A 12864-nucleotide genomic window follows, 5' to 3' on the forward strand; every position below is an offset into this window, starting at 1 on the left:
GGATTTATGTGAAAACAGTCGCTAAAACAAAAAAAGCGGCCAAAGGCCGCTTTTTATAAACAATTCAAATAATTAAGATTTCTTAACTGGACGTTGCCAACCTTTAATACTGCGCTGCTTGGTTCTAGATATTGCCAATACTTCAGCTTCCACATCGCTAGTAATTGTAGAGCCAGCACCTACAGTTGCATTCTTACCCACGGTAACTGGAGCAACTAACTGAGTATCGCTACCAATAAAGGCACCATCTTCAATCACAGTTTGGAATTTATTAACACCATCGTAATTACAGGTAATAGTGCCAGCACCAATATTCACTTTTTCACCTACCGTAGTATCACCTAAATAAGTTAAGTGACCAGCTTTAGAGCCTTTACCTAGCGTAGACTTCTTCATTTCTACAAAGTTACCTACATGAGCATCTTGCTCCAGCTTGGCTCCAGGGCGAAGGCGAGCAAATGGACCAGCGGAAGCATCTGCCGCTAAGCTAGCTTGTTCAATAATACTGTTAGCTTTAATGGTGACCTTATCGCCAATCTCACAATCAATCAAAATAGCGTTAGCTTCGATAGTCACATTGTTACCAACGGTAACTTTGCCCTTAATAATCACGTTGATATCGATGAAACAGTCGCTACCAATGCTTAACTCTCCACGCAAATCAAAGCGATTAGCATCGGCGAGGCTTACACCATCACGTAATAGTTGTTCTGCTTGGCCTTTTTGATAGGCGCGCTCTAAACCATTAAGTTGAACGCGATCATTCACCCCTTGTACTTCTACGATAGAGTCAGGCTGAACTGCTTGAACCACATTACCTTCTTTTGTGGCCATTTCTATAATATCGGTAACGTAGTACTCGCCCTGAGCATTGTCATTGCTTAGTTTCGCTAACCAGCGGTTAAAGTCATTACTATTGGCAACCAATACACCGGTATTCACTTCTTTAATTGCTAACTGCTCAGCGGTTGCATCTTTGTGCTCTACAATCGCCGCGACACTGCCGTTTTCACGCACAATTCGCCCATAGCCTGTTGGGTCATCTTGATCTACGGTGAGTAAACCAATACCGCTTTCTGGCAGGGCTTCAATTAAACGTTGTATGGTTTGTTCGCTGATTAACGGCGTATCACCGTATAACATCACTACTGCTTGGTTTGGCGCGAAATGAGGAGCAGCTTGCTGCATTGCGTGGCCAGTGCCTAACTGTTCAGCTTGTTCAACCCAGTTTAGACTTGGGTCATTGATTTGCTGCTGGATTAAATCGCCGCCGTGACCGTAAATCAAGTGAATAGCTTCTGGCTTTAGTTTTTTAGCGGTATCGATGACATGCTGCACCATTGGTTTATCTGCTAGTTTATGCAATACCTTCGGCAAAGTTGAACGCATCCTTGTTCCTTTACCGGCAGCCAAAATAACAACACTGAAGTTCATTTTGTTTCCTTATTACAGGTTAATTTTCCCAATCAACCAAGATGATTTTCGACAACTTAAACAAGTGTAAGCGAAACGCATCAGCTTTGGAATTATCGTTTAAATAAGCGTTGTATTGGCGAGCGAGTGTAATCCCATAGATGATCAAATACCTGCATCAGTTCAGGGTTGCCGTAGCTAGATAAGTTAAGTGCGTGGAATCGATTTTTTTGCGCTTTTAATAGCTCAATTGTCTCTAACAGCTCGCTAGGTGGAGCAGGGGCGATAAAATCTGACAATACCACTAAATCTGCGTTTTGGTATTTGTCTTCTGTCATTTGCTTAATCGCTTGCTGGAGCGCTACGGCCATATCGGTGCCACCATGAAAACTGTAAGACAGAAAATTAAGAACTTCTCTTAAGCCATCTTTTTTGGTGAGTTCGTAAGTGATGAGCTCTGTTGAAAACATAATTACATAACAGTCACGCTGCTCAGCTAAGGCTATTTGCATTAAGCCATAGGCTAGGGCTTTAGCACACTTCTCAGGGAAGCCTTGCATAGAGCCAGAGCTATCAATGGCTAAAATGAATGGGCCCTTATCCAGCATGGTCTCGTCAGCGGCTTTTTTGTAGGTTTTCACCTTACGCAATTTGCGCTGCTTGCCCTGCATTTGATAGTTCATTAGCTGGTGGTCGACTAAGTGTTTATAAAAAATAACCTCTAACTCTGGGTAGGCTAGGAACATAGTTTCATTCGGCAAGAGCTTGGCTAAATCGTCACCTTCGTGCACCCCAACTATGTCGTCGGTAACTTGTTCTAATTGCTCCTCAACCAATTGAGGTTCTTCAACCGGGGCATTGCTAGCATTAGGGTCACTCACTTGGTCGGCCATTCTGCCTAATTGCTCGGCAATTTTTTGCAGGCCTTTTTGCGATTTAAGAAACACTGCAAACTGCTTAAGCAAGTTAACTTCACTTTTGCGCAACTTGGCAGCGGCCATATCCCACAAGCGACCGAGTTTATTTGGGTCGCCTGATTCAGTCATTTCAGGCATGGCTTGCAGGGTCTCAACCCGTTGATAAAGATCGGCCAGCAAGGCTTGCTTATGCTGTTTCATTTCATCTACTTGAGCTTGATTTAACTCTTTAGCAATACTTTCGAACCACTGATTACAAAAGTAGCTTTGAAACATAGGACTATAACGATGATGAGGATGGGCGGCCAATTCACTGGCCTTGCCATAAAAGCTGGAACAAACACTTAGCTGGATGAGTAAGTCATCTAGTTGCTGACTAAACCCTGCACTGTCTAATTCTATAGAACGCTGATACAAGGCAATTTCTTCAGCAAACTTTTCTTCGATAGTAATTTGACCAAGTTGAGCACGAATTTGGTTTTTCCACTTGCTCACTTGGTTTTTCATGGAACTTTGAATACCAGGACTAGACTCTGCAATCATCATAAGCTGCGGGCGCATCATCACCTCGCGAACGGCTTCATCAAGCAATCCCGATTCCGCTAACATTACACCAAACTGCAGGCTGTCTATCACGCTTATAGCCTAGTTAAAAAAGTCATTAATATTGCGCATCCTGTAGGCTTGTTTATCCAATAATGTAGCCACGCCAGACACCATTAACTCAACCTCCATTAAACTAGCTTCTATCGCCTCTGGTAGTTGCTGGGAGATAAAGTTATGGGGCAATGCTCCATGAAATTGAGTTCGACTACGTTTTAGCTCATATTCAGCTTGTTTAATACTAGCCAATACCGCATCAATTTGCTGTTGCCAGCTAGCCACCAAGCTTTCATCAAGGCCTTGCTGCTTGGCAATGCCCAGCAACAATGGACGATTAGCTAAATCTTTAATCACTAGCTGGTGGTTAATATCAACATCAAAGCGTAGCTGACATAACTCGGAACCCTCGTTAATCCGCCCTAACATTTCACAATTACCGCTTTTGATTTTCTTGGAAAACTCGTTGGCATCCACATAGACCCAACGCGTTTCGCCTTTGTCTTTTTCACTCACCGACAAATTACTTTGCAATACCACCAGCTTAAATAGCTCGCCACCGTGTTTATTGGGGAAACGCTTAGCGCTACCAAAATCATATTTATATTGGTCCTTTCTTAGACCAGAATCATGGGAGAACTGAACGGTGAGCTGCTCACAAATATCATCTACGGTGGCGCTATAATGACGTTCTGCACCTTCTGCCAACTCTTTTAGCTTAAGCTGGTCAAAAGCATGGTTGACCGCATAATCTTGCATGCAGGTTTGAATAAACTGTCGGTCGTCTAGGTTGTGCCAGAGACAGTCTTGTAGCAACAATAAATCCAGCGGATTAATTTCTGAACGACCATTAAAAAAGGCACTGGTTTGCAGTAAATGAACAGACTTCTTCCAGCGGCGATCCGACACATAAAGGTCGCTAACAATGCTGCCTTCACCCGCTAAGGGTAAACCTTGCTCAACCAAGTTTTTAATCAGGTACATTTTTTCAAACACACTGTCACTCATAGTGACTTGGCCAAGCTGTGCTTGCCATGTTTGATACTCTTCATCACTAATAACTAAGTTTTCTGGAATATCTTGCAAGCTTTGGTTATCAAGTAATAAGGCTTTAAAATTGTCTTTTTGCTGAATTCTATTTACAAATACCCGCAGTAACATCCGGTCATATAGCGCTTCTAAGCCGCCATCTTCTTGCGGCAGTTCATTTGAAGCCGAAATAAGTAAACGCATTGGCACTGGTAAATTTTCGTAGCTATTACGAAAGGTGCGCTCATTCACAACCGTAAGTAAAGTGTTGAGAATAGCCGGACCGGCTTTCCAAATTTCATCAAGAAAAACAATATGCGCTGTAGGCAAGTAGCCTTCGGTTAAGCGGACATATTTACCATTGTCTTTAAGCTCTTGGATCGACAATGGACCAAATACTTCTTCGGGCGTAGAAAAACGCGTCATTAAGTAGTCGAAAAAACTTTGGCTTTTAAAGGCTTTAACCAAGCGTTTGGCAATCATGCTTTTTGCAATACCCGGCGGACCTAGTAGAAAAACACTTTCTCCGGCTAAGGCTGCGAGAAGACACAGCTTGAAGCTTTCTTCACGTTCATAAATACCTGCCGACAAGGCTTTAATCAGGCTTTGAATACGCTCCGAGAGCAAGGCTTTGTTTGCCTGATTTAATGGCGCAATAGTAGCCATAATCATCCTTTGCTTGTTGGCCAATTAACCGCGCGTTAAGGCCATATTTTTATTAGTGTTTAATGGTAGCGGCTTCGTGGCTACTTTTCGTTGATATCAACATCATTTTTTACAAACAAAAAAGGCGCTCTGAGAGCGCCTTTTTATTATCAAACTAAACTTATCGGACATTTTTCCCGAGGATTTCGATAACTTGAAGTTGAGCCATTGCTTTCGCTAGTTCAACTTGAGCTCTCGCAAAATCCACATCGCTGTTTGGATTGCTAATGCTTTCCTCAGCTGCCTGTTTAGCTTGCTGGGCTTTGGCTTTATCGAGCTCGTTGCCTCGAATCGCGGTATCAGCTAGAACGGTTACATTTCCTGGTTGTACTTCCAAGAAACCACCAGAGATGTATATCACCTCTTCGTGACCGTGCTGTTTTACCATGCGAACCATACCAGGCTTAATTGGAGTTAGTAGTGGAGCATGACCATGCAATACTCCCAACTCACCCTCTTCACCGGTTACTCGTAAATGTTCAACGCGACCCGAGAAAATCTTCTCTTCGGCGCTAACCACGTCCAAGTGAACTGTCATCGCTGCCATTTCAGCCTCCTGTTACGCCAATTGGCGAAGCTTACATATTTTTGGCGCGCTCAAGCACGTCATCAATATCGCCTGCATACAAGAACGCTTGCTCTGGAATATCGTCGTAATCGCCAGCCAATAGGCCTTTAAAGCTACGGATAGTATCTTTAAGCGGGATAAGTTTACCTGGGTTACCAGTGAAAACTTCGGCTACGTGATAATCTTGAGTTAAGAATTTCTCAATCTTACGCGCACGAGCTACGGTTTGTTTGTCTTCTTCAGACAATTCATCCATACCTAGAATCGCAATAATATCTTTCAATTCTTTATAACGTTGTAGTACACCTTGAACACCACGAGCAATGTCGTAGTGCTCTTGACCAACCACTAATGGATCTAACTGACGAGAGTTTGAATCCAATGGGTCAATAGCAGGGTATAGGCCCATAGCAGCAATGTTACGGTTTAGAGTAACGGTTGCGTCTAAGTGAGCGAAAGTGGTTGCTGGAGATGGATCAGTCAAGTCATCCGCAGGTACATATACCGCCTGAATCGAAGTAATCGAACCAGTTTTAGTAGATGTAATACGTTCTTGAAGAACACCCATTTCTTCAGCCAATGTTGGCTGATAACCTACCGCTGATGGCATACGACCTAACAGTGCAGATACTTCGGTTCCGGCTAAGGTATAACGGTAGATGTTGTCGATGAACAACAATACGTCTTTACCTTCGTCACGGAACTTCTCAGCCATAGTCAAACCAGTTAACGCTACGCGTAAACGGTTTCCTGGTGGCTCGTTCATCTGACCGTAAACCATGGCTACTTTATCTAGTACCCCGGCTTCTTCCATCTCGTAGTAGAAATCGTTACCTTCACGAGTACGCTCACCAACACCAGCAAACACAGATAAACCTGAGTGTGCTTTAGCGATGTTGTTGATTAACTCCATCATGTTTACGGTTTTACCTACACCGGCACCACCAAACAGACCAATTTTACCACCCTTAGCGAATGGACAAATCAAGTCGATAACTTTAACGCCCGTTTCTAACAATTCGTTAGACGTAGCTTGCTCTTCGTAAGAAGGAGCAGCACGGTGAATTTTGTAGCGCTCTTCAGTCTCAATTTCACCTTTGTGGTCAATTGTATGACCTAGTACGTTCATAATGCGACCTAGAGTGGCTTCACCCACAGGTACTTTAATCGCGTCACCAGTATCAACCACTTCTAGGCCGCGACGAATACCTTCCGATGCACCCATACAGATACAACGAACTACGCCACCACCAATCTGCTGTTGAACTTCAAGTACGAGATCTTCGCCTTGAACTTCTAGAGCATTGTATACCTTCGGTACACTGTCATGTGGAAATTCAACGTCCACAACAGCGCCAATTACTTGGACGATGTTACCGTTACTCATGTTGATTCCTCTAAATATTTTTGCTTAATGCCTCGCCTTAAACGGCTGCAGCTCCCGCAGAAATTTCGCTCAATTCTTGAGTAATTGCTGCTTGACGTTCTTTGTTGTAAATCAACTGAAGATCGTCAATTAAATTACCCGCATTGTCGGTTGCCGCTTTCATTGCAACCATTCGTGCAGCTTGTTCACAAGCGAGGTTTTCTACCACACCTTGATAAACTTGAGATTCGATATAACGTACCAATAAACCGTCGAGTATCTCTTCGGCACTTGGTTCGTATAAATAATCCCAACTGCGAGACGCAATTTCTGGGTCATCTGCTTTAGGCAGCGGCAATAATTGGTCCATTGTTGGTTCTTGTACCATGGTGTTAACAAAATGGTTATACACCACATAAATGCGATCCAATTTGCCTTCATCGTAGGCTTCAAGCATCACTTTTACGGTACCGATTAGCTCTTCAACGGTTGGGTTATCACCCAAGCCTGAGTTTTGAGCTACCACATTGCCACCGTGGTTATTAAAAAATGCGGTTGCTTTTCCGCCAATAACGGCTAAATCAGCTTCAACACCTTTATCTTTCCACTGCTGCATGTCTGTAACAACTTTCTTAAACAAGTTAATGTTTAAGCCGCCACACAGACCGCGGTCAGTAGACACCACGATGTAACCAACACGCTTAGCTTCTCGTTCTACAGCATACGGATGCTTATATTCGAGTTTACCAAGCGCGATATGACCAATTACTTTGCGCATAGCTACTGCGTAGGGGCGGCTGCTTTCCATGCTGTCCTGAGAACGACGCATTTTACTCGCTGCAACCATCTCCATCGCTTTGGTAATTTTTTGAGTGTTTTTAACACTGCCAATCTTACCTTTAATTTCTTTAGCGCCGGCCATATCTATTCGCTCCTATTCGTCAGGGTTGATTACCAAGATTGCGTAGATTTAAAGCTTTCTAACAAGCCTTTAATCGAAGCGTCAATCTCGTCGTTGTAATCGCCTTTCTCGTTAATAGACGCCAATAGATCGGCATACTCATTGTTAGCGTAAGCTAACAATGCGGTTTCAAAATCAACAATTTTGTTAATTTCTATATCCGTTAAGAAACCTTTTTCCGCTGCGTATAGACCTAAGGCCTGTTCAGCTACAGATAATGGGCTGAATTGCTTCTGCTTCATTAACTCTGTTACTTTTTGGCCGTGGTCTAACTGCTTACGGGTTGCATCATCTAAGTCAGATGCAAACTGAGCAAATGCCGCTAATTCGCGGTATTGCGCCAGTGCGGTACGAATACCACCAGACAGTTTCTTAATAATCTTAGTTTGTGCAGCACCACCAACACGAGATACCGAAATACCTGGGTCAACCGCCGGACGAGTACCAGAGTTAAACAACTGGCCTGTTAGGAAGATTTGACCATCGGTAATCGAAATTACGTTGGTAGGTACGAATGCAGATACGTCACCGGCTTGAGTTTCAATAATCGGCAATGCCGTTAATGAACCTGATTTGCCTTTAACTTCACCTTTAGTGAACTCTTCTACGTATTTCTCGTTAACTTGAGACGCACGCTCTAGTAGACGAGAGTGAAGGTAGAAAACGTCACCAGGGTATGCTTCACGACCAGGAGGTCGACGTAATAGCAATGAAATTTGACGATAAGCAACAGCTTGCTTAGATAAATCATCATAGATGATTAACGCGTCTTCACCGCGGTCACGGAAGTATTCACCCATAGTACAACCCGCGTAAGGCGCTAGGTATTGTAATGCGGCTGAATCAGAAGCAGATGCTGCAACAATAGTGGTGTATTCCATTGCGCCATATTCTTCTAACTTACGAACAACGTTCGCGATAGTTGAAGCTTTTTGGCCAATAGCAACGTACACACACTTAATGCCAGAGCTTTTCTGGTTAATGATAGTATCTACAGCAATAGCTGTTTTACCAATCTGACGGTCACCAATAATCAACTCACGCTGACCACGGCCGATTGGAATCATAGAGTCAATCGCTTTAATACCTGTTTGCACAGGTTTGTCTACCGATTTACGTTCCATTACGCCAGGAGCAATTACTTCGATTGGCGAGAAGCCATCGTTGTCTACTGCGCCTTTACCATCAATTGGCTCACCCAGTGTATTAAGTACACGTCCGAGTAGGCCACGACCTACTGGAACTTCCAAAATACGACCAGAACTTTTAACTTTATCACCCTCTGCTAAATCAGCATAAGGGCCCATTACTACAGCACCAACAGAGTCACGCTCTAGGTTAAGTGCGATAGCATAACGGCTACCAGGAAGCTCAATCATCTCGCCTTGCATTACATCGGCAAGACCATTAATTCGAATAATACCATCGCTTACAGAAACGATAGTACCTTCGTTACGAGCTTCACTGACAACTTCGAACTGTTCAATTCTTTGCTTGATCAGTTCACTTATTTCAGTGGAATTCAGTTGCATACTCTATTCCCCAATTACGCTTGCAGTGCGTCGGATAGTTTTGCCAATTGCCCTTTTACAGAGCTATCAATCACTAAATCACCAGCGTGAATAATCACTCCAGCCATTAATGAGGCATCAACACTACAGTTAAGCTTCACTTTGCGTGATAAACGCTGTTCCAAGGAAGCACTAATTTGCGCTTGCTGCGCGGCATCTAGTTCAGAAGCAGAAATAACATCAGCTGTTATCTCTTTAGCCAATTCGGCTTTGTACTCTAAGAACAGAGCTAACACAGCAGGCAACGCGTCTAAACGTGCATTTTCAGCCATCAACTTTATTAAGTTAAGGCCGTGCTCGTTAAGCTGCTCAGCACATACGGTGGTAAATAAGTTTACCAAGGTAGTTGCTGATTCCTTTTTCAGTTGCACAGAAACGTGCTCGTTAGCTGCCACTTCGGCAACAAACGCTAACATTTCAGTCCACTCATCTAAGGCTTTGTGCTCAACGGCAAAATCAAACGCAGCTTTAGCGTAGGGACGAGCAATGGTGGTTAAATCAGCCATAAGCTCTACCTTTTATCCCTTATTTCAGCTCAGCGACTAGCTTATCAACAATATGCTTGTTGGCTTCTTTGTCGATTGAACGCTCAAGAATTTTCTCAGCGCCAGCGATGGCTAAAGCAGCTACTTGTGCACGTAACTCTTCACGAGCTCGATTACGTTCTGCTTCAACTTCAGCATTACCTTGAGCAAGAATTTTTTCACGCTCTTGGTTAGCCAGCTCTTTTGCTTCGTCGATGATTTGAATTTTGCGCTTATTAGCTTGCTCAACAATCACAGCAGCTTCCGATTTAGCATCTTTCATTTGCTCTGAAGCTTTAGCTTGAGCTAACTGAAGATCTTTACCGGCACGTTCAGCGTCAGCTAAACCATCCGCAATTTTCTTTTGACGAGCTTCAATCGCATCGATTAATGGTGGCCATACGTACTTAACGCAGAACCAACAAAAAATCGCGAACGATATCGCTTGTCCAAACATGGTTGCATTGATATTCACAACGACACCTCCCTATTTGTTAGGAATCGAAGGATTAACCTAACAAGGCAACAAACGGGTTAGCGAATACGAAGAATAACGCGATACCCACAGCAATCATTGAGATCGCATCTAGTAGACCAGCAATAATAAACATTTTAGTTTGTAGTGCAGGGGCTAGCTCAGGCTGACGGGCTGATGCTTCTAATAATTTACCACCTAAAAGTGCAAAACCGATAGCAGTACCAAGAGCGGCCATGCTCAGCATGATTGCAACAGCGATAATAGTAAAACCAACAACAGTTTCCATGAATTTCTCCAAAAGTATTTATTAGGTTAAAACAGTTTTTATTAAACTTAATTAGTGATCTTCATGGGCTAAGGCTAGATAAACTATCGTTAGCATCATGAAAATAAACGCCTGAAGCACAATGACCAAAATATGGAAAATTGCCCATGGAACAGAAAGAGTCCATTGAGCCCATAAAGGAACAAGTGCGGCAATAAGAATAAAGATCAATTCACCTGCATACAGGTTACCGAACAGACGCAAAGCGAGTGAGAAAGGCTTAGCCAATAATGTGACCGATTCCAACAAGAAGTTGAAAGGTATCATTGACCAGTGATTAAAAGGATTAAGCGTAAGCTCTTTTGTAAACCCTTTCAGTCCTTTTACTTTAATACTGTAGAAAATGATTAAAGCAAACACAGCAATAGACATGCCTAATGTGATGTTTAAATCAGTTGTCGGTACAATTTTAAAGTACTCAGCGCCCATAAGTCCGGCGACGTGGGGTATAAAGTCAACAGGGACTAGATCCATCAAGTTCATGAGGAAAATCCACACGAAGATGGTTAAGCCGATTGGCGCAATAACACGGTCGGTGCGATGGAAAGCGTCACGAACGGCTCCATCAACAAACTCAACCATCATTTCAACAAAACATTGAAACTTGCCAGGTACGCCAGTTGTTGCTTTTTGCCCTGCCTTATAAAAAAGAAATAAGAACAAAGCACCCAAGCCAACTGAAAACAGGAGTGAATCAATGTGCCAAGTCCAGAACCCTGCATCCTTACAAGCGTAATTAAATGCCAGACCGCCATCGGCCATACACATTTGAGCGTTTGTCAGGTGGTGCTGGATATAGCCTGAAACGTTACCTTCAGCAGCCATTTATCATCCTATTTTTGTTACTAAGAAAAATAGAGGCAGTCCATTGCGTTAATGTACTAAGTATAAAACCAAGTAATAGGGCCAATGGCTCTACATTAAACAAGGCAAATACCAGTATAAACATGATGGCTGTAAGAGATAGTTTTACGACCTCTCCGAGATAAAAACTTAATACTACGTATTTTTGATGTCTAGCACCGACAAACATAAATGCCATTAGTGTAAACAAGGCATTGGGTAGTAAGAAGATCAAACCTCCGATTAACACCGAAAGAGCAATATCTTTATCGAAAAAGAAACCACTCTTTAGCGTTAGCAGTGCGACAAACCCTGTCTGAAAGATAACAAAATATAACGCCTTTAGGCGTACTTCTGTTGTTAAAGACCCAGACATTCTCGACCTCTACTAGTTTTTACATTTAACCCATTACCTAAAACTAGGTAAAAAGGGCTTGCGAAAAAGCCTAATGATTATACGTCGAACGCGCACTTTTGCAATCAGAAGCAAAGCTGAAGTCACCAATTTGTAACAGCTTACATCAACAAATAGCGGTTATTGTTAATTTTTATGTTACAAATCAGCGATTTTGGTCATTTTTTGGTGAATGTTAGGTAATCAAGATCAAAGAAATACAGCTGAGATTAGTTTATAAAAACTACAGAGTCTCGTCAGAATCGATGAAGAGCGCCAAAATAGCATCTAATTCGTCCAGGTTTGCGTAGTCAATAACCAACTTTCCCTGACCTTTTTTGTTTTGCTGGATTTTTACACCAGCACCTAAGCGTTCGCTTATTCTTTGCTCTAATCTGTTAATATCTGGATCAACTTTAGCGGGTTGTTTAGGCGCTTTTGGGTTTAAAACCGCCTTAACCAGTTTTTCAGTATCACGAACCGTTAAGCCTTTGGCTGCGACATTGCGAGCAGTTTCGGCTTGGGTTTCACCATTAAGCGCTAACAGAGCACGGGCATGTCCCATTTCTATATCACCATGCTCTAATAAGATTTTCACATCATTATCAAGGCTATTTAGGCGCAGTAAGTTAGTCACGGTAGTACGAGATTTCCCCACTGCTTCAGCTACTTGCTGATGAGTAAGCTCAAACTCATTCATTAAACGGTCTAGGGCAACCGCTTCTTCCATGGCGTTGAGATCTTCACGTTGAATATTTTCAATTAAGGCGATAGCAACGGCGTTTTCGTCGCTCACATTTTTAATTAAACATGGCACGTCGTGCAGATGAATTTGCTGAGAAGCTCGCCAGCGACGTTCGCCAGCAATAATTTCGAATTGGTTTTCACCCACTTCGCGCACCACGATAGGTTGAATAACACCTTGTGCTTCAATTGAGTGGGCCAGTTCTTCAAGCGCTTCTGCCGACATGTCTTTACGCGGTTGGTATTTACCAGGGCGTAGCCATTCAATTGGCAACTTGCGTAAATCACCGCGGTTTTCGTCAACGGTTTGCTGATTAGTATCGGCTTTAGTGTCCTCTTCAACTTGACGTTGACGAGCGTTATTACTGGTACTGAGTAATAAATCTAATCCTTTACCTAATCCACGTTTTCTCGCTGACATGTCTT

13 protein-coding genes are annotated in these 12864 nt (G+C 42.9%); all 13 read right to left on the reverse strand.

Translation table 11 applies throughout. The annotated features are described in order from the left end of the window. Positions 1-72 precede the first annotated feature (72 nt). Positions 73-1434 (reverse strand): bifunctional UDP-N-acetylglucosamine diphosphorylase/glucosamine-1-phosphate N-acetyltransferase GlmU, encoded by a 1362-nt coding sequence (gene glmU, locus K5609_RS21425; RefSeq protein ID WP_221075404.1) that lies wholly within the window; start codon positions 1432-1434, stop codon positions 73-75. Between the two features lie 92 nt (positions 1435-1526). Continuing rightward, positions 1527-2966, reverse strand: coding sequence for an ATPase RavA stimulator ViaA (gene viaA / locus K5609_RS21430; RefSeq protein ID WP_221075405.1), 1440 nt, complete (start codon positions 2964-2966; stop codon positions 1527-1529). A 9-nt stretch (positions 2967-2975) separates the two neighbouring features. Continuing rightward, entirely contained in the window at positions 2976-4625 is a 1650-nt protein-coding gene (locus K5609_RS21435; RefSeq protein WP_221075406.1) for an ATPase RavA domain-containing protein, read from the reverse strand. Positions 4626-4785: 160 nt separating this feature from the next. Then, the gene (locus K5609_RS21440) at positions 4786-5211 is read right to left on the reverse strand and encodes a F0F1 ATP synthase subunit epsilon (RefSeq protein ID WP_163134288.1); all 426 of its coding nucleotides are present in this window, start codon (positions 5209-5211) and stop codon (positions 4786-4788) included. A 31-nt stretch (positions 5212-5242) separates the two neighbouring features. Then, a complete protein-coding gene (atpD, locus tag K5609_RS21445) occupies positions 5243-6619 on the reverse strand; it encodes a F0F1 ATP synthase subunit beta (RefSeq protein ID WP_137673525.1) in 1377 nt (458 codons plus the stop codon). A 37-nt stretch (positions 6620-6656) separates the two neighbouring features. Beyond that, complete coding sequence (gene atpG / locus K5609_RS21450; RefSeq protein WP_137673526.1) at positions 6657-7520, reverse strand: F0F1 ATP synthase subunit gamma; 864 nt, start codon at positions 7518-7520, stop codon at positions 6657-6659. A gap of 29 nt (positions 7521-7549) precedes the next feature. Continuing rightward, the gene (gene atpA / locus K5609_RS21455; protein ID WP_221075407.1) at positions 7550-9091 is read right to left on the reverse strand and encodes a F0F1 ATP synthase subunit alpha; all 1542 of its coding nucleotides are present in this window, start codon (positions 9089-9091) and stop codon (positions 7550-7552) included. Between the two features lie 14 nt (positions 9092-9105). Next, positions 9106-9636, reverse strand: coding sequence for a F0F1 ATP synthase subunit delta (gene atpH / locus K5609_RS21460; protein WP_221075408.1), 531 nt, complete (start codon positions 9634-9636; stop codon positions 9106-9108). A 19-nt stretch (positions 9637-9655) separates the two neighbouring features. Beyond that, positions 9656-10129: a F0F1 ATP synthase subunit B gene (atpF, locus tag K5609_RS21465; protein ID WP_163134293.1), complete on the reverse strand. Its 474-nt coding sequence runs from the start codon at positions 10127-10129 to the stop codon at positions 9656-9658. Positions 10130-10163: 34 nt separating this feature from the next. Beyond that, positions 10164-10418 carry a F0F1 ATP synthase subunit C gene (gene atpE / locus K5609_RS21470; protein WP_137673530.1) on the reverse strand — a complete coding sequence of 85 codons (255 nt, stop codon included), beginning with the start codon at positions 10416-10418 and terminating at the stop codon, positions 10164-10166. A 51-nt stretch (positions 10419-10469) separates the two neighbouring features. Continuing rightward, entirely contained in the window at positions 10470-11282 is an 813-nt protein-coding gene (gene atpB / locus K5609_RS21475) for a F0F1 ATP synthase subunit A (protein ID WP_163134294.1), read from the reverse strand. Beyond that, positions 11272-11676, reverse strand: coding sequence for an ATP synthase subunit I (locus tag K5609_RS21480; protein WP_163134295.1), 405 nt, complete (start codon positions 11674-11676; stop codon positions 11272-11274). The genes atpB and K5609_RS21480 overlap by 11 nt, the downstream gene beginning before the upstream one ends. Before the next feature lie 262 nt (positions 11677-11938). Continuing rightward, positions 11939-12859, reverse strand: coding sequence for a ParB/RepB/Spo0J family partition protein (locus tag K5609_RS21485; protein WP_221075409.1), 921 nt, complete (start codon positions 12857-12859; stop codon positions 11939-11941). Positions 12860-12864 lie beyond the last annotated feature (5 nt).

Origin of the sequence: Agarivorans aestuarii, assembly GCF_019670125.1 — a bacterium.
GTDB lineage: Bacteria > Pseudomonadota > Gammaproteobacteria > Enterobacterales > Celerinatantimonadaceae > Agarivorans > Agarivorans aestuarii.